Below are 16,446 nucleotides of genomic sequence, written 5' to 3'. Positions count from 1 at the left end.
AGTGAGCAACTCAGATAATAAAGAGCATCTCCAAGCCCTCATCGGTGATGATTACCAGCTGCAGTGGATCATCGGCCACGGCGGCATGTCCACGGTGTGGCTGGCTGACGACGTCCACGGTGACCGCGAGGTAGCAATCAAGGTACTGCGCCCTGAGTTTTCTGATAACACCGAGTTCCTCAGCCGTTTCCGCAACGAGGCTCAGTCGGCAGAGTCGATTACCTCTGAAAACGTGGTGGCCACCTATGACTACCGCGAGCTCGAGGACAACGGCCGTACCTTCTGCTTCATGGCGCTCGAGTACGTCCGCGGCGAGTCGCTCGCTGATCTTCTAGCCCGCGAGGGCGCCCTGCCGGAGACCCTCGCGCTCGATGTCATGGAGCAGGCAGCGCATGGCCTCGCCGTGATCCACCGCATGGGTTTGGTGCACCGCGATATCAAGCCCGGCAACCTCATGATCACCCAGAACGGGCGGGTCAAGATCACCGACTTTGGCATCGCCAAGGCAGCAGCTGCGGTTCCACTCACGCGCACCGGCATGGTGGTCGGCACTGCGCAGTATGTCTCCCCAGAGCAGGCACAGGGTCTCGATGTCACGCCGGCTTCCGATGTCTATTCCTTGGGCGTCGTGGGCTACGAGATGCTCGCCGGCAAGCGCCCGTTTAGCGGCGATTCCTCGGTGTCCGTCGCGCTCGCGCACATCAGCCAGGCGCCGGAGCCACTCTCGACGTCGATTAGCGCCCCTGCTCGTGAGCTCATCGGGATTTCTCTGCGCAAGGATCCCACCACCCGTTTTGCGGACGGCAACGAGTTCACCAACGCCGTCGCCGCAGTGCGCAACGGCCAGCGCCCGCCACAGCCTAAGTCGGGGGCATTGGCACCAATGGCGGCCGAGCCTTCCCCTTCCGCGTCCACGGAGATGCTCGCCAGCGTGGCCAACCCCAAAACCGCCACCCCGGAGCGCGCCCCAGTCAAGGACACCCCACACCCCGTGCCAAAGGAGAAAAAGAAGAGCTCTGGATTTGGTGTAGGCCTTCTTATTGCTGCCGCATTGGCCGCCTTGGCGGCATTGGGATTCTTCGCGGCAAACTTCTTCAAAGGCGCAGGTGAGTCCACGGAGCCCACCACTCCGCCGGAATCCATCGTGGTTACGGAGTACCGCGATCCCGTAACAACCGAGGTCGTTACCCCCGAAGAAACCACGGAAGATACCCCTGAGCAGGTCACTGTCACCACCACGCACTCGGTTGAGGAGGAGACACCTACGCAGGAGAAAAACACCCCGACCCGGCCAGTTCATACCCCCACGCAGCAGGAAATCCCTACTACTGTCCAGCAGGAGACCGAAGTCAATGAAACACCAACGTCTCCAACCGCAGTAGACTCGCTGCCTGATAACCCCCTAGAAAATCTACTACCCCAGGATGGTGCCTAGAACATGGTCAATGACCGCTACCACCTTCGCCAGGTCATCGGATCCGGCGGCATGTCTGAGGTTTATGACGCCGAAGACAAGGTTCTGGGGCGCGCGGTTGCTGTCAAGATGCTGCGCCCCGAAATGGCGCGTGACATTAATTTCCGCGAGCGCTTCCGCCGCGAGGCTCAAAACTCCGGCAAACTGAACCATCCCAACATCGTCTCTGTTTTCGATACCGGTGAAAAGACCGTCGATGGCATGGCGATCCCCTACATCGTGATGGAGCTGGTCAACGGCCGTACCCTGCGCGATATTGTTCGTGAAGACGGCCCACTTCCAGCTCAGGAGGCAGCGCAGCTACTGGCACCCGTGGCAAATGCACTGCAGGCTTCCCACGAGGCCGGCATCATTCACCGCGACATCAAGCCCGCCAACATCATGCTCACCAACACCGGCCAGGTGAAGGTGATGGACTTCGGCATCGCGCGTGCGCTCGATGATTCAACCTCCGCCATGACACAGACCTCTGCGGTCATCGGCACCGCTCAGTACCTGTCTCCTGAGCAGGCCCGTGGAAACCCAGCGGATGCACGATCCGATGTCTACGCATTGGGCTGCGTGATGTACGAGGCCGTCACCGGCCGCACCCCTTTCGAGGGCGAGACTCCGTTCGCGGTGGCGTACCAGCACGTTCAAGAAGAGCCGATTCCGCCTTCGCAGTACATCGACACGACGCACCTGACTAATACCCAGCGCCTCAACATCGATGCGGTCATTCTGACTGCCATGGCCAAGCACCCGGCGGATCGGTACCAATCCGCCTGGGAGATGAGCGAAGACCTGCAGCGCATGGCCAATGGCCAGCTCACTGAAGCTGCGCGCGGCCACGTTAGCGAGGAAGAGCAAGCGACTTCGATGGTCTCTCCCGTTGTGGGTGCACATCGCGCTCCTGTGCAATCCACTCGCCCGGAAGAGGAAGAAGAGGGCGGCAATGGCTTGAAGTGGCTCGCGCTTTTCTTGGCGGGCCTGTTGGTTGCCATCATGGGCTACTTTGCTTGGGACTTCTGGAATGCCTCGCGCGAGGAAGATCGTGCTGCTCAGCAGCAAGAGGAGGCGACCGCCCGCGCCAATATGGTCGTTGTTCCCGAGGTAGAAAAGCGCCCACGCAACGAGGTCGTCGCCGAACTCGAGAAGATGGGCCTGCTGGTTACCGTCAACGAAGAAGCTAACCCGGATATTAAGCGTGGCCAGGCAATCCGCGTGAACCCTGCGCCGGGTTCGGAGCTGCAGAAGGGTTCCTCGATTACGTTGACTGTTTCCTCCGGTGACGAGATCACCGATGTGCCGGATCTCTCCGGTATGACCTTGGAAGAGGCGGGCAAGGCGCTTAGCGACGCCGGGCTTTCCCTCAACGAGCAGGTCGAAGAGAAAAACGACGATGCTCCTGCCGGCCAGATTATTTCTCAGAATCCCGCCGGCGGCTCGCAGCTGTCTAAGGGCTCAAAGGTCAAGGTCACCGTGTCCAAGGGCAAGGAGGAGGCGAAGGTCCCTGACGTAACCGGTATGCCACAAGACCGCGCTGTCAGCATGCTGGAGTCGGTGGGCTTTGAGGTCAACGTCAACGTCGTGGACTCCCAGGAACCGGCAGACCGCGTTCTATCCGTCAGCAGCCAGGGCGGCAAGCTGGCCAAGGGTGAGACCGTCACGATTGAGGTCTCCAATGGCATGCTCATCACGGCACCGAACCTGTTGCACAAGACGCCTTCTGAGGCTGAGTCCGCACTGCGCTCTGCCGGCTGGCAGGGTAGCGTGCGCACCGGCCCCGTTGTTCCTACCGGTGCGCTGGTGGATAACGGCCGCGTGGGCTGGGCTTCTGTGAATGCGGGCGATACTATTCGCAAGAACGCAACCGTGGAGCTCCGCGTCTGGGAGTTCACCACCACGGAGCTGCTCCCGCGCTAGTAGCAAGCGAATTTCGCCTGCTAAAGTAACCGTTAAAAAGAATGCCTAAAGAAAAGTTGAAGGTTTAGCAATGCCAAAGTCAAAGATCACCCAGAGCTCGGGCGTTCCGCAGTCCTCTAGCTCTGCGGCCAACCGCACTCCGGTCAAGATCAATTCCGAGGGCACGCCAAAGTGGTACATCGCCATCATGCTGGGCCTGATGATCATCGGCCTGCTGTGGCTCGTGGTCAACTACTTGGCCGGCGAGTCCATCCCATTCATGCAGGAACTGGGCCCATGGAATTACGGCATCGGTTTCGGCCTAGCCATCATCGGCCTGCTCATGACGATGGGCTGGCGCTAAACTTCATCACCCTGCCATGAGCTCTACGAGGTTCTATAGCTTCGCCGGCGTCGGCTTCATCATCGCCGTGATGCTGACCGTGGCCATCGATCCACTATTCCTCTCCCCCGGTGCGCTGTTGCTCGCCGTCCTTGGTGTGGCACTTACCCCGCTCGGTATGAACCACCCGCTGTGGGCGGCTGCGGCTTATAGCGCGCTTTTTGGTATTTGCACATGGCATACTGAATGGCGCTCGTTCTTATTGGTCGCATGGAGCGCAGTCATCGTTGGGCTAATTTCCTACCGACGTCCATGGACTCACGCCGTTATCCCAGGACTGGTGCTGGTACTTCTTTCCATTATCGATCCTGCACAGGGCATCTGCACCTCGCTCGACCTCTTTAGCTTTGTTCTGGTGTCCGCGATCAATTTGCTGGGTATCATTTTCGGCGTTTGGCTAAAAAAGGCGCGCCAACGCAGGCTCGCCGCTGAGCAGAGGAACCAGGAATACCGACACGCGCTGATGACCACGCTGCATGATTCCGTGGCAACGACGTTAACCTCGGTGGTCATGCGCTCAGAAACACTCGGCCTTCTAGAAACCAACCCGAAGGTGGCTGAGAACTCCACAGCCATCGCGGATGACGCACGCAAGGCAATGGGTGAGGTCCGCGATCTGCTGCGCCTTATGAAAAACGAGGACCTTCCAACGTTAAAGAAAGCACGCTCGACCATCGCAGAAGAACTGGAAGAGATGCAGAGCTTCCTGAGAAGCCATGGTTTCGAATGCACTGTGAAAGGAAAGCTCGGGAAATTGGCGCGTTCCATGGCTTTGCCCAACGATCTGCATTTGGTCTTTTCAGAACTTAGCGCCAACTTGATCAAATATGCCGAAGCAGGTTCCGAAATCACCATCCGACTACGACGCAATTACCGCGGTCTCGATATAGAAGTCCATTCACTCATCGCTGAAGCCCAGGCAGATCAACATATGACGACTAGACTGGGTCTTTCAGAAATCGAAAAAAGAGTTGCTGCAGCAAACGGCACTTTCAGCAGCGGCCCCCACAATGGTAAGTGGGTAAGTGCGCTTTATATCCCAATTTCCAACATGGTGCGCAGATAAACTTACCTTGTAGTAGGCTAAGGCCTATCGTCTTTATTTCTCTCCCCAATAGGAGTATCCACATGCGTTTTCGTTCTGCTGCAGCCGCTGCCGGCGCCGTACTGTGCCTTACCAGCACCCCATTTGCTAGCGCTGCTTCTTCCTTCGGTTCTTCCAGTGCCGCTGAGTCTGCTACTCAGACTGAGACCGCCTACACCGGCGGATTTACCTACTACACCTCTCAGGCGGAAGACTTTGCAAACGCTTTGCGTTGCTCCACCAGCCCGCAGCGCTGGTGGTGCGCAAAATACCGCCACTAAGCCTCGATGTCCATAAGAGTCTTTCTCGTTGATGATGACCCGCTGGTCCGCTCGTCACTGCGGCTTTATTTCGAAACCACCGATGACATCGAGGTGGTAGCTGAGGCAGCTAATGGCGCAGAATGCCTCTCGATGCTGGACAACGTTGATGCCGACATCGTCTTGGCAGATATTCATATGCCCACGATGGACGGCATCACTTTGCTGCGCAAAATCAAGGAAAGGCCCTACCCGCCAGTTTTCTTGGCGGTGACATCCTTTGACTCCGATGACACCATGCTCAAGATTCTGCAAGAGGGCGGCGCTGGTTACATTCTGAAAAATCAGCGACCGCAATCCATCATCGATGCTGTCCGGGAGGCCATCCACGGCGGCACCGTCGTTGCACCCGTAGCGATGCACCGCCTGGTGGGATACATCGGGGATGCGCCCCGTAAGGATCCGGTCGCCACCGCCATCGAGACGCATCACCTCAGCACCAACGAGATCAATGTGCTCAAACTGCTGCTACAGGGCAATTCGAATTCCGAGATCGCAGCAGCGCTGGAGATCTCAGAATCTTCGGTGAAAAAGCACGTCTCCAGCCTCATCATCACCTTTAACGCAAGCACCCGCCTAAATCTTGTAACCAAGATTTTAGGCGGGGCAGGTAGCTAGGCACTGAGGCTAGAACACGGCTTAATACACCGGGGCGTCGTCAATGCGTAGCTCCGAATAGCGCGAGTACGGTACGCTGACAAAGTACGGCGCACCCTTTTCTACCCACTGCTGATCCTCAGAACAACGTACATCCTGCGAATCCGCGTCGAGCATCATAAAGCCCCACACGAGCTTGCCTTGCTGATTGGCTTCCAAATCGTAGGGGCCAATCTTTTGACCGAGGCTCCAATGGATCTGGTGGACGAAGTTAAAGCCAAACGTGTTCGACATGTACTTTTCAATGTCACCGATTGGCTTCACCGAAACGCTGACCTCAGTGGTCTGCGTACGCTTATCAGTCACGGTGTGGCTAACTGGAACAGTGTAGTCGTTGCGATTAGCCACGCTGGCAGCGTCAGTCTGCTTAAACCACATGCGCTCCGCCGTGACATAGGTGCCCTGTGCGCCCGGTGTTGCACAGTGCGTGCCCGGCTTGTAGTCATCGTTCCAGCGCTGCGGCAGGCGGTAGGAAGCCGCGCCGTCGACAGCCTGCGCAGCCGGAGTGGCCGTGCTTACTGCCACCAGCAATGCTGCGGCGATGCGTGCAAACTTGCGCACAGTTGCCTCCCTTAGTTGAACTTCATGTTGTCGCGAGTGGAGACCTCAACGTGGCGCTCTGCTGGCAGAGACGCGGTGAAGGTCTCGCCGGTGCCCTGCCAGGTTCCGTCCTGGCCGCACACGGTCTTCTCACCTTCAAAGTCGGAGACAACCCAGCCCGCGCGCATGACGGCGGTCTTGCCAGGTGCAACGTTGTACGGACCGACGGTCTCGCCTACCTCGTAGGTCTGGGAATCGGTGTAGCCAGCGTTGAACTTGATGTTGACCAGCTTCAGGATGTCGAAGTCAACGCCTACGGAAACGTTCCAGGTCTTGGTCTTGGTCTCCTTGATGGCGCGGGTCAGCGGCAGTGGCTCCGCGTTGTAGTTGGAGACGGTCCAGGTGCCTGCGGAACCATCAAAGTAGGTGCGGACAATCTCAACGGTCTGGCCGGTATCGCCTGGGTTGACGCACTTTTCACCGATGGTGGTCGGGTTAGCAGCGCCGTGGTTAACGGCAGGCAGTGCCATTGCTGGTGCAGCGGCGATGGAAGTTGCAGCAATTGCGGATGCTGCCAGTGCGAGAGTGCGGTTAAAGCGCATGGTGTTACTCCTATTTAGTGAGAAAGAAAGTGGGGTTGGTAGGCGGTGTCGTGGTGCTAATAAGCGGTCTGGGTCGCAACTGGTAGGTCACGCCACTCATCTGGGGTGACGTCAACCTTGCGGGTCGAGCCATCCTTGCCGGTGACGGTGGCTTCTGCCCAGAAACCTGCCGGCGCAGAGGCCTGCTTGAAGTCGTGAACGAGGCTGTACTTTCCGTCGCGGCCACAGTGCAGCTCGCTGTAGTTCACGCGCATCATGGTGGTGCCGTATTCGATGCGTGCGCGCTCACCTGGCTTAAGGTCGAGCGGCGCCAGCGCGGTACCCACCGGCATGTAGGCACGCTGTGCGGCACCGATGGAGCCGAGCCAGCCCTCCGGCAAGCGGCCTTTATTGCCCAGCCAATTCATCTGGCCGTTGTACTGCGCGCCCACCAGGTGGTCGGTGATGCCACGATAGGTGTAGTCAGCCTCAGTCCAGTTCATGAAGTCCTGGGAAAAGCCCGGCTTTCGGAAAGTAGGAGCTACGCCCTCAATGGTGTTCGGGTACCACTGCATATCGCCAGCGGTGCACTCTTCACCTTCGCTCGGCCAATTCTCGCGCTGCAGGTCGGTCGCAGGGTTGACCACATGGTCCTGCTTTTCATCGGCAATCTTCTCCAGGCTTGGGCCGGAGACGGCATTGTAGCCACCGTCAACAACCTTGCTGTTCGCACCCGGCGCGCGGGAAGGAATCTCAAGCGCTTGGTCATCAACGGTGCCGTCGGCGTGGATTACGGTTGCCCAGGCATAACGCTCGGCCGGTGCGGTACCACGGATGACATTTGCACCCTGGATATTGGTATAGATGCCATCCTTGCAGTCCACGAACATGGAAATGAAGTCTTTTTCCACGGTGCCGTATTCCACGCGGAAGGAATCGCCAGGCGCAAGCTTGATCGGCCCGATGGTTTCCCCCTCTATCCAGCCGTTGGACAGAGTCAGACCGATGTCTGCCTTTGCGGTGGTGTTCCAGTTGGAAGGCCACTTGGCGGCAGAGTTTGCTTCGATCTCGTGATTAGTACCGGATTCGACGGTGGCGGTGTACGGAACCGTCTGCTTGGTGGTGTTGGTGAACTGGATGGTGCCATCCGAAAGGTAACGGCGGCCAGTTTCACCAAAGTGCCAATCTGGATAGCCCGCTGCATTAGCTTCTGCTGGGCTGCACTCCTGGTAGAGATTCTCAATCGGATAACCCTGTGGCATGGCGGGGATCTCTGCGTGCGCCGCAGCGGGGGCAACGAGGCTTGCCGCAGACAGTGCGGCGGCTGCTACGTAGTAGCTGAGATGGAGGCGGGGAATGCGCATCGCTACGTTTCCTTTTATTCACTATTTTTTGAAGTTTGAGGTTCACAGCGGCGCGGTCTCTCCCTCCACGCGCTGTGAACTACTCACATGACGCTAATCGGCCACCATCGCATCCTTCAATACCTCAGATACTTTCGGATAATTGCCACTTGAGCTTGCATTTTCCAGAATTTTCCCAGCTATTTTTGACTCCGCGCGCAGCCAGAATTGTCCTTTCGTACACACCCGCTTCTGCCCCCTTCCCGAGTTGCCAACAAGATGGGAGGAAAGTTATCCACAGGCTGGGGATAACTCTGTGAAAATCAAATTCCCCAGCTTTCTTCCACAGCTTGTGGATAACTGTTTTCACCCACTTCCACAAGGGCTAAATTACAAGGATGTAAGTTTTCTTGCCTGCGTGATCAGGCAAAACTCCGGCCATGCGTTCGAGAAATTACAAAAATGTAGTTATCCACATTGTGGATAACTACTGTGGAATTCTTTCGCACAAGCGTTTTGGTGAATAACTCGCCGGAGTTATCCCCAAAACCCTGCTTGAAGGCCTAAAAAGAAACTTAAAGCCAAGAAAACCGTGAAAATTCCCGTCCATCGCACTCCCCGACGGCTGTTAAAAACAAAAAATGCGAGAATCACGCCTGTGAACAAACCGCCCAAATGACCCCATAGGGATACGCCGGACATCAAAAACGTGTAAGCCACGTTGGCCGCTACAAGAACAATGGGTGCCCGCAGATCCATACCGCGAGAGTTGTAGAGCCCTACCAGCAAAGCCAGCAGTGCATATATAGCTCCCGAGGCCCCCACCGTCGGTGTTTGATAATCCATCCCCAGCACGGCCGCTGAGGCGCCCAGCAAAGAGAGCAGATATACACAGGCATACAACACTCCGCCTAAGGCCTGTTCGATTTCGCGGCCTACGAGCAAAAGCAGAAACATGTTCACCGCTAGGTGTCCGAGATCGATATGCATAAACCCGGCACTTAGCGCCGTCAACGGCGCAGCCTCAAAGTCCGGGCCCCACAGCGTCCAGTCATAGGCCAGCGAAGAGCCGTAGTAGGACGCAGTAAGCGAATGCGACTGGATGGCGGTAACTGTCCAAACCAGCGTGCACAGGGCGATGACCCCGGCGGTGACCGGCGCTTGTTTTAGGTAGTTGCGCAATGTCTTTTCCATATTTTCCCAAAAAACTTCAATGAGCCCACCGCCACTTTTAATAAGTGGTGGTGGGCTCAGTTGTTAAGAGCTCTTAGGCGATCTCGATGGACTCGATGATGACGTCCTCACGTGGGCGGTCCATGCGGTCCGTATCAACCTTGGCGATCTTGGACACGACTTCCTGGGATGCCGGGTCGGTGACCTCACCAAAGATGGTGTGGTGGTTGTTCAGGTGCGGGGTCGCAGCCACGGTGATGAAGAACTGGGAGCCGTTGGTGCCTGGGCCAGCATTTGCCATAGCCAGCAGGAATGGACGGTCGAACTGCAGCTCTGGGTGGAACTCATCCTGGAACTGGTAGCCAGGGCCGCCACGGCCGGTGCCGGTTGGATCGCCACCCTGGATCATGAAGTTATCAATGATGCGGTGGAAAATTGCGCCATCGTAGAACGGTCCGGACTGCTCGCCCTTTGCGTTCTGGGTGGAGTAGTCCTTCTCGCCCTTTGCCAGGCCGATGAAGTTCTCCACGGTTACCGGTGCATGGTTACCGAACAGGTCGATAACGATATCACCGTGATTGGTGTGCATCGTTGCAGTTGCGGTCTTCTGAGTCATGCCGACTATTGTATGGAATTTCTCGCCCGCGCGCCGCAGATGACATAACGCCCTAAGCGATCACTATGCTTAAGTCCATGATTCGCGCCGTGCTCTTCGACCTCGATGACACTTTGATGGACCATACCTCCGCTATGCGCGAAGGTCTCGACGAATGGTGCCGCGAGCTAGGACTTCCCACTGGCCAACATGAACGCTTTGCCGCCATCGAGCGCAAGTGGTTCGCCGCCTATGAGCGCGGCGAGGTCACCCATCATGGCCAGCGCATCGCCCGCTGCCGCGAGTTTCTAGAAAAAGACCTTTCGGAGCACGACGCATTGCAGGCCTATTCGGGTTATCTTGCCGCCTACCAGCGCAATTGGCGCGCTTTTGCCGACGCCCTGCCCGCCCTGCAGCGAGCCCTGCAAGCAGGTCTTCGCGTTGGCGTCCTCACCAACGGCGCCCGCGAGATGCAAGAAGCAAAGCTGCGCGCCGGCAAGTTAGATCTGCCAGAGGTGCATCTCATCGCCACGGTGGATCTGGGAATCCCCAAACCGCAGGCCACCGCCTACCTGGCAGGCTGCCAGGTGGTGGGTTCTACTCCCGCGGAAACGCTGATGGTGGGTGACTCGCTGGCTAACGACGTCGAGGGCGCCCGCGCCGCCGGGCTGCAAGCGGTGTACCTGCAACGCGACGGCTCGGGCGAGATTTCGAGCTTGGACGAGCTGAGCTTCTAGGCGGGGACGAGTGAGCTGAGCACCTCTTCGCGGGCCAAGACCATGTTGCGCAACGAGGCCTCGGTCTCGGCGTAGCCGCGGGTCTTAAGACCGCAGTCTGGGTTAATCCACAGCCGCTCCGCCGGCACGTGGCGTAGTGCTGCCCGGATGAGCTCGGCCATCTCCGCCACCGAAGGCACGCGCGGCGAGTGGATGTCATAGATGCCAGGGCCGATCTCCGAGTGGAACTTCTCATCGATGTCTTGCAGCAGCTCCATGCGTGAGCGCGCCGCCTCGATGGAGGTGACATCGGCATCGAGGCCTGCCACCGCATCAATGATCTGCCCGAACTCGGAGTAACACAGGTGCGTATGAATCTGGGTGGTCGGTTGCGCCTCGAGGGCAACCAAACGGAAGGCACGCACTGCCCAATCAAGGTAAGCTTGGCGTTCTTCTTGACGCAGCGGCAGCAGCTCCCGCAGTGCGGGTTCGTCGATCTGGATGATGCTGATGCCGGCGTCTTCGAGGTCACGTACCTCGTCAGCCAGCGCCACGCCCAACTGATCCGCGGAGACTGATTGATGCACGTCATCGCGGGTAAAGGACCACGCGAGGATGGTCACCGGGCCGGTTAGCATTCCCTTGACATGCTTTGCAGATAGCGACTGCGCGTACTTGGCCCACTCCACCGTCATCGGCTGCGGGCGGGAGATGTCACCGACAACGATTGGCGGACGAGTACAGCGCGAGCCATAAGACTGCACCCAGCCATTTTCGGTGACCACGAAGCCGTCGAGCAGCTCCGCGAAGTACTGCACCATGTCATTGCGTTCCGGCTCGCCGTGCACGAGTACGTCCAGCCCTAGGCGTTCTTGCAGGTCGATGACCTGCGCGACCTCCTTGCGCAGCGCCTTTTCATAATCGGCGTCGGAAAGCTCGCCCTTGCGGTGCGCGGCGCGCGCGGCACGAATCTCCTGGGTCTGTGGGAAGGAACCGATCGTGGTGGTCGGAAGCTGCGGCAGGTCCAGGGACTTCTGCGCCTCGACGCGCTCGGCAAACAGCGGCTGACGTTGGACCTGCCCTTCCGGCAGCCCGGCCGTGCGCTTGGCGACGTCCCGGTTATGCGTGCGCGCCGATTCCGCCCGGGTACGCACCGCGCGATCGGCCTGGGCATAAGCCTCTGGGGCGTCGAGCGGGCCGGCGAAAAGGGCCACGACCTCGCGTACCTTTTCATCAGCGAAGGAGAACCACGTCGCGACGTCAACTGGCAATGTGGTTTCGGCAGCGACGGTATGCGGAACGTGCTGCAAAGATACCGAGGTAGTAACCGAGGCGCCCGGAAGCTGCTCCAGCTTGGCACGCAGATCGCGCAGGTTCGCCGCCCACACATTGCGGCCATCAACCAGGCCCGCGCTCACGTGCACCGGCAACTGCGCTACGCGCTCCAAATAATCCGGTTCCAGCGCCAGGGTTCCCACGCTCAAGTCCACCTGGACTGCTTCCGGGCGTAGCTTCGCAATCGCGTCCAATCCCCTGCGGGCTGCGCCATAAGGCGTGGTCAAGTAGATCTGTGGGCGTTTCGCAGTGCCGAGGATGCGTTCGTAGGCCTGAATAAGGGCGTCGGCAAGCGTAGCGTCATCTGCTGACTGCAGATCAGCCACCAGCGCTGGCTCGTTGAGCTGAATCCACTCCACGCCCGCCGCATGCAGGTACCCAAGCACCTCGATATAGGAATCCACCAGCTTGCCCAGGTGCTCGAGAGGCTGGGTGTGGGAACCTTCCGCCGGCTTAGACAACGCAAGCAGCGTCACAGGCCCCACCAGCACTGGGCGCACCTTGTGGCCTGCTTGCCGGGCTTCCTCCACCAGCTTCAACACGCGTTGCGGACGCGCCTTAAACTCCTGCTCGTCAGCAATTTCTGGGACGATGTAGTGATAGTTGGTGTCAAACCACTTGGTCATCTCCAGTGGTGCTGCCTGTGCATTTCCGCGCGCTAGACGGAACTCATCGGCAAGGGTTTCGCCCTCGACTGCGCCCACCGTCAGCGCGGTTTCGAGGACGTGATCGTAATAGGCCACGTCCGCCGGGATGGCATAATCCTCACGCAGGCCGAGGTCATGTAGGCGGGCATAGGTATCAAGGCGCAGCGAGTGCGTGGCCGATTCGAAGGTCTCCTCATCGATCTTGTCGGCCCAGAAGGCCTCGAGTGCGCGCTTTAGCTCGCGGTTCGCGCCGACGCGCGGATAGCCTTCGATGGTTGTGTGAGGAAATGGTGCGTTCATCGATTTACTCCGATTCTGCTCAGTAGGTCGTGGGTGATGGCTGAGTTGTTATGCGTATATATATGGAGGCCCTCCGCGCCCGCGCGCAGAACGCCGCGCGCGAGTTCGGCCGTGAGCTCCATACCGATTTCTTGTTCTTCTTCTGGGGTTTCCGCTGCCGCGAGCGCTGCCCGCACTTTTGGCGGGACGTCGAGCCCGGACAGCCCCGCCATTCGCTCAAGGCGGGCCACGCTGGTCATCGGCATGATTCCGGGGATAAGCGGGATGCGCACGCCGGCGAGCCGGGCGCGTTGATAGAAGCGCGCATAGTCTTCTGGGTCGAAGAAGAGCTGCGTTATGGCGAAGTTCGCGCCCAAGCGCTGTTTGGCCAGCAGGACATCGATGTCCTCATCAGCATTGGCTGATTCCGCATGGCCATTGGGATAGCACGCCACGCCGACGGCCAGGTTGCCTGCGGCGAAACGTGCCGCTTGCGCTGCTTCCCGACGCCGAATGAGACGGATCAGCTCATCAGCATGCTGCAGGTAGCCCACGGGCATGCCGTCTTCCGGAAGATCCCCGCGCAGTGCGAGGAATCCGCGGACGCCAGAATCGACGAGTACATCGACCCACTCGCTAAGTTCCTCCGGGCTACCGGCAGTGCAAGCAAGATGCGCCAGGGGACGCATCGAGGTAGTGCGCGCAATCTGCTCAATGAATGCGGCCGTGCCACGCAACCATCCGGAGCGCTGCGAGCTGGTTACTGCGATGTAATCAGGGTGATAGCTCTGCAACACTGCAAGCAGTTCAGATGTCTTGCTCGCATCAGCGTCGTTGCGCGGCGGAATCACTTCGAAGGAAAGCGCGGTGCGCTGACGCACCCGAGCCGTCCATTCATTGATTTGGTCTAAAGGCGCAGAGGCCGAGAGTCGCGGAGTCATGCCCACCTCCTTCGCTGGTCACTTCGATTTCGTTGAGATGAAATGTACCAAGCGGTCTATTAAGAAAGGAGGGCTAAATTTTAGGTACCATCTTTAAAACGGTTCTGCCTGCGGGGTTAACGTTTATTAGCGCGAATAAAAATCGCCCAAAATGAACCAAGCTGTCTACCTAGAAGGCGTGGCGGCGGGGGTAACTGGCCTGAAAAAGCAGTAAAATCAAGGCCAATTCCCAATGTCAGACTTGTCTATACCACCTCTCTTAAACAAGTTGCGACCAGCTCCAAACGCAAACGACATCGAGGCTCTCTCTTGAAAAAACATAAGATTTTGACCAAGCTCTCTGCTGTCTGCGCTGCAGTAGTAACCACCGCAGCTCTTGGAACGGCAGCCGCATCGGCTCAGCAATCTGAGACAATCCTCTTCGGCGACTCTATTTTTGCCAACCCCACCTTCGATCAAATCGGCTCCCCCATTGCCGAGCTGTCTAGCGCCATGAAGATCGGCAGCGACCCAGGCGCTCCGAGCCCACAGGGCTGCCCGCAGGGCGCATCCAACGTTGGCCGCGAGCTCGGCCGCGCCTCGGGCCAGCGCGTCATCAACTACGCTTGCTCCGGCGCTACCGCTGCCGGCAGCACGCCGCGTTCGGACTTTGTCCAGCAGGTAGGCCACGCGGTTGATACCCACACCCTCAACCCGGGCACGCGCAACGTGCTGATCCAGTTCGGTTTCAATGACGTCGTCAACACGAACTTCATCATTGACCCGAACCGCACGGCTTATAAGAACGCCATGCGCAATCAGATAAACCACATCCGCGCTGCCGCCCCGAACGCCAAGATCACCCTGGTGGGCTACCCAGCCTTCTCTGCGGCAAACGGCTCCATTTGCCCAATCCGCATCAAGGAGAACCCAGGCCTAGGCGCTAACCTCTCCGCGCTGGGCAGCGTACGCACCATCGAAGACAACGTTAACCATGCGATGTTCCAGGCCGCCCAGGAAAATCATGTGGACTATTTTGACCTACGTTCGGCCACCATCGAGCACAATATGTGTGCGCCGACCGGCATGCGCTGGATGGGAGGCGTCTACGAGTTTGCGGAGCCGCATAACTTCTTCAACCACCTGACCCACTCCGGCAACGTTGGCGTGGCGCGCATCCTTTCGGATCGCGTCCTCGTACGCTAGGAAATTCACATAAGGATTAAACGCTATAGTGGCGGGGCCCTCGCGCCGTCACTACGCTGGGGTGAAGCGCACCATAAACTAATTTAAGGAGCATCTGGGATGAACCCCACCGCAATTTCCGCCTCCATCGGTCTAGCGAACAATCTGTGGAGCCGTTTCAAGGATTACCGCGAGGAAAAAGAACTCGAAGCTTATGCCGCCCTTGAAGGCGCCGCCGCACGTGCGGAAAGCCGCAGCAAGGATCTCTTCCCAGAGGCACGCCGCAACGCCGGTGCTGTAACCCAGGCTGCCCACGAGCGTCTCGAGCGCACCATCGCCGAGCTCAAGGAGCGCGGCCAGGAAGCTGGCAAGCAGGCATCTGAACGCTTCGAAGAGGCTCGCAAGGATGCCAAGAAGGCGCAGAAGAAGACCAAGAAGCAGGCAAAGAAGCAATCCAAGGCTGCACGTAAGGCCGCAAACAAGGCGCAGAAGCAGAGCGCAAAGAAACTGAAAAAGGCAAAGAAGGTCAACTTCCGCAAGGAAGACAAGGGCTCCAAGTTCTGGCCATTCGCCCTTATCCTGACTCTTGTCTCCGCAGTTGCCGGCGGCGCTTACTACTTCTTCAAGATCCGCAAGGAAGCTCCCTCCGAGGTTCCACCTCGCGTTGAGGACTTCGGTGGCGGCGCAGACGCAGCGGCTGAGGGCTCCACCTTGGTCTACACCTCCACCTCCGAGCAGGACCTCAAGAAGGATTCCAACCTCGCTGAAGAGGGCGTCGTCGAGCGCGATGAGGAGCTGCTGGGCTCCATCGATGAGCAGCTGGCAAAGCACAAGGAAGAAGCTGCGGCCGCTGAGGCCGATACCTCCCGCATCACTGATGACCGCGAGGATGAGGGCAAGCACCGCCTGCAGACTGACGAGCAGGAGTAGTAATATCCCCCGAGCAAGGGGGTAGCACTCAAGTTGTCTTGATCTCAATTCTTTGATTAAGAGACCTAGAGCTGATTGAATTCTTGAGTATTTCGAACCTATCTCAAGGAGAGTAAATGAGCTTCGAGTCTCTCATTGTCAAGCTCAAAAGCGGAGCGACCTACTACTTCCCAGCCGGCTCCGTCAGCGGGGATCCTTCACATCGTGTTGACAATCTCCGCTTTGCAATTGAGAACGGCACTATCTTCCGTTCTGTTGATGACAACGGTATCGAACGCGAGTTCTCTGGATACGACGTATCGAATTACCACCTTGCATAAAACCTGCAGAGCATAAAACCTGCTAAGGCTGCCTTTCTTTCCGGATAATCCGAGCAAAGG

17 protein-coding genes are annotated in these 16,446 nt (G+C 58.3%); 10 read left to right on the top strand and 7 right to left on the bottom strand.

The window, feature by feature from the left end; all coding sequences use genetic code 11:
- Nucleotide 1: 1 nt before the first annotated feature.
- The 6 genes from HMPREF2692_RS09075 to HMPREF2692_RS09050 all read left to right on the top strand — a co-directional run bounded on the left by HMPREF2692_RS09075 (nucleotide 2) and on the right by HMPREF2692_RS09050 (nucleotide 5,783).
- Nucleotides 2–1,435 carry a serine/threonine-protein kinase gene (locus HMPREF2692_RS09075; RefSeq protein WP_070823424.1) on the top strand — a complete coding sequence of 478 codons (1,434 nt, stop codon included), beginning with the start codon at nucleotides 2–4 and terminating at the stop codon, nucleotides 1,433–1,435.
- 3 nt (nucleotides 1,436–1,438) lie between these two features.
- On the top strand, nucleotides 1,439–3,379 hold the full coding sequence (gene pknB, locus HMPREF2692_RS09070; protein WP_061925611.1) for a Stk1 family PASTA domain-containing Ser/Thr kinase: 1,941 nt from the start codon (nucleotides 1,439–1,441) through the stop codon (nucleotides 3,377–3,379).
- 70 nt (nucleotides 3,380–3,449) lie between these two features.
- A complete protein-coding gene (gene crgA, locus HMPREF2692_RS09065) occupies nucleotides 3,450–3,722 on the top strand; it encodes a cell division protein CrgA (RefSeq protein WP_061925608.1) in 273 nt (90 codons plus the stop codon).
- A 16-nt stretch (nucleotides 3,723–3,738) separates the two neighbouring features.
- Nucleotides 3,739–4,827, top strand: coding sequence for a sensor histidine kinase (locus tag HMPREF2692_RS09060; RefSeq protein ID WP_061925605.1), 1,089 nt, complete (start codon nucleotides 3,739–3,741; stop codon nucleotides 4,825–4,827).
- Between the two features lie 62 nt (nucleotides 4,828–4,889).
- A complete protein-coding gene (locus HMPREF2692_RS09055) occupies nucleotides 4,890–5,126 on the top strand; it encodes a hypothetical protein (protein WP_061925602.1) in 237 nt (78 codons plus the stop codon).
- A 6-nt stretch (nucleotides 5,127–5,132) separates the two neighbouring features.
- Nucleotides 5,133–5,783, top strand: coding sequence for a response regulator (locus tag HMPREF2692_RS09050; protein ID WP_061925599.1), 651 nt, complete (start codon nucleotides 5,133–5,135; stop codon nucleotides 5,781–5,783).
- Between the two features lie 21 nt (nucleotides 5,784–5,804).
- Here HMPREF2692_RS09050 and HMPREF2692_RS09045 read toward each other — a convergent pair whose 3' ends face one another.
- From HMPREF2692_RS09045 to HMPREF2692_RS09025, 5 genes are all read right to left on the bottom strand, one after another.
- Entirely contained in the window at nucleotides 5,805–6,383 is a 579-nt protein-coding gene (locus tag HMPREF2692_RS09045; RefSeq protein WP_070823423.1) for a hypothetical protein, read from the bottom strand.
- A gap of 11 nt (nucleotides 6,384–6,394) precedes the next feature.
- The gene (locus HMPREF2692_RS09040) at nucleotides 6,395–6,964 is read right to left on the bottom strand and encodes a hypothetical protein (protein WP_062036461.1); all 570 of its coding nucleotides are present in this window, start codon (nucleotides 6,962–6,964) and stop codon (nucleotides 6,395–6,397) included.
- A gap of 56 nt (nucleotides 6,965–7,020) precedes the next feature.
- A complete protein-coding gene (locus tag HMPREF2692_RS09035) occupies nucleotides 7,021–8,307 on the bottom strand; it encodes a hypothetical protein (protein WP_070823420.1) in 1,287 nt (428 codons plus the stop codon).
- 516 nt (nucleotides 8,308–8,823) lie between these two features.
- Nucleotides 8,824–9,480 (bottom strand): rhomboid family intramembrane serine protease, encoded by a 657-nt coding sequence (locus HMPREF2692_RS09030; protein WP_201057343.1) that lies wholly within the window; start codon nucleotides 9,478–9,480, stop codon nucleotides 8,824–8,826.
- Nucleotides 9,481–9,553: 73 nt separating this feature from the next.
- The gene (locus tag HMPREF2692_RS09025; protein ID WP_061925588.1) at nucleotides 9,554–10,075 is read right to left on the bottom strand and encodes a peptidylprolyl isomerase; all 522 of its coding nucleotides are present in this window, start codon (nucleotides 10,073–10,075) and stop codon (nucleotides 9,554–9,556) included.
- Nucleotides 10,076–10,152: 77 nt separating this feature from the next.
- Here HMPREF2692_RS09025 and HMPREF2692_RS09020 point away from each other — a divergent pair, with 77 nt between their 5' ends.
- Nucleotides 10,153–10,791: an HAD family hydrolase gene (locus HMPREF2692_RS09020; RefSeq protein WP_070823477.1), complete on the top strand. Its 639-nt coding sequence runs from the start codon at nucleotides 10,153–10,155 to the stop codon at nucleotides 10,789–10,791.
- Here the strand turns inward: HMPREF2692_RS09020 and metE are convergent.
- Both metE and HMPREF2692_RS09010 read right to left on the bottom strand, forming a co-directional pair.
- A complete protein-coding gene (gene metE, locus HMPREF2692_RS09015) occupies nucleotides 10,788–13,052 on the bottom strand; it encodes a 5-methyltetrahydropteroyltriglutamate--homocysteine S-methyltransferase (protein ID WP_070823418.1) in 2,265 nt (754 codons plus the stop codon). The two genes, HMPREF2692_RS09020 and metE, sit on opposite strands and share 4 nt — an antisense overlap.
- Nucleotides 13,049–13,972: a methylenetetrahydrofolate reductase gene (locus tag HMPREF2692_RS09010; RefSeq protein ID WP_070455750.1), complete on the bottom strand. Its 924-nt coding sequence runs from the start codon at nucleotides 13,970–13,972 to the stop codon at nucleotides 13,049–13,051. The genes metE and HMPREF2692_RS09010 overlap by 4 nt, the downstream gene beginning before the upstream one ends.
- A 309-nt stretch (nucleotides 13,973–14,281) precedes the next feature.
- Here HMPREF2692_RS09010 and HMPREF2692_RS09005 point away from each other — a divergent pair, with 309 nt between their 5' ends.
- From HMPREF2692_RS09005 to HMPREF2692_RS08995, 3 genes are all read left to right on the top strand, one after another.
- Nucleotides 14,282–15,157 (top strand): GDSL-type esterase/lipase family protein, encoded by an 876-nt coding sequence (locus HMPREF2692_RS09005; RefSeq protein ID WP_168168030.1) that lies wholly within the window; start codon nucleotides 14,282–14,284, stop codon nucleotides 15,155–15,157.
- A gap of 99 nt (nucleotides 15,158–15,256) precedes the next feature.
- Nucleotides 15,257–16,066 (top strand): hypothetical protein, encoded by an 810-nt coding sequence (locus HMPREF2692_RS09000; RefSeq protein ID WP_070823416.1) that lies wholly within the window; start codon nucleotides 15,257–15,259, stop codon nucleotides 16,064–16,066.
- Between the two features lie 116 nt (nucleotides 16,067–16,182).
- Nucleotides 16,183–16,386 carry a hypothetical protein gene (locus HMPREF2692_RS08995; RefSeq protein ID WP_061925575.1) on the top strand — a complete coding sequence of 68 codons (204 nt, stop codon included), beginning with the start codon at nucleotides 16,183–16,185 and terminating at the stop codon, nucleotides 16,384–16,386.
- The last annotated feature ends 60 nt before the right edge of the window (nucleotides 16,387–16,446 follow it).

It is taken from the genome of Corynebacterium sp. HMSC036D03, assembly GCF_001836185.1.
In the GTDB taxonomy this organism is placed as follows: Bacteria; Actinomycetota; Actinomycetes; order Mycobacteriales; family Mycobacteriaceae; genus Corynebacterium; species Corynebacterium simulans.
Note: the sequence above shows the minus strand (reverse complement) of the source record. Positions and strands in the feature narration are given on the sequence as shown.

Coding starts and splice junctions, on each gene's coding strand:
- pknB (WP_061925611.1), top strand. CDS start 1,439: ATGGTCAATGACCGCTACCACCTTCGCCAGGTCATCGGATCCGGCGGC.
- crgA (WP_061925608.1), top strand. CDS start 3,450: ATGCCAAAGTCAAAGATCACCCAGAGCTCGGGCGTTCCGCAGTCCTCT.
- HMPREF2692_RS09060 (WP_061925605.1), top strand. CDS start 3,739: ATGAGCTCTACGAGGTTCTATAGCTTCGCCGGCGTCGGCTTCATCATC.
- HMPREF2692_RS09055 (WP_061925602.1), top strand. CDS start 4,890: ATGCGTTTTCGTTCTGCTGCAGCCGCTGCCGGCGCCGTACTGTGCCTT.
- HMPREF2692_RS09050 (WP_061925599.1), top strand. CDS start 5,133: ATGTCCATAAGAGTCTTTCTCGTTGATGATGACCCGCTGGTCCGCTCG.
- HMPREF2692_RS09040 (WP_062036461.1), bottom strand. CDS start 6,964: ATGCGCTTTAACCGCACTCTCGCACTGGCAGCATCCGCAATTGCTGCA.
- HMPREF2692_RS09035 (WP_070823420.1), bottom strand. CDS start 8,307: ATGCGCATTCCCCGCCTCCATCTCAGCTACTACGTAGCAGCCGCCGCA.
- HMPREF2692_RS09030 (WP_201057343.1), bottom strand. CDS start 9,480: ATGGAAAAGACATTGCGCAACTACCTAAAACAAGCGCCGGTCACCGCC.
- HMPREF2692_RS09025 (WP_061925588.1), bottom strand. CDS start 10,075: ATGACTCAGAAGACCGCAACTGCAACGATGCACACCAATCACGGTGAT.
- HMPREF2692_RS09020 (WP_070823477.1), top strand. CDS start 10,153: ATGATTCGCGCCGTGCTCTTCGACCTCGATGACACTTTGATGGACCAT.
- metE (WP_070823418.1), bottom strand. CDS start 13,052: ATGAACGCACCATTTCCTCACACAACCATCGAAGGCTATCCGCGCGTC.
- HMPREF2692_RS09010 (WP_070455750.1), bottom strand. CDS start 13,972: ATGACTCCGCGACTCTCGGCCTCTGCGCCTTTAGACCAAATCAATGAA.
- HMPREF2692_RS09000 (WP_070823416.1), top strand. CDS start 15,257: ATGAACCCCACCGCAATTTCCGCCTCCATCGGTCTAGCGAACAATCTG.
- HMPREF2692_RS08995 (WP_061925575.1), top strand. CDS start 16,183: ATGAGCTTCGAGTCTCTCATTGTCAAGCTCAAAAGCGGAGCGACCTAC.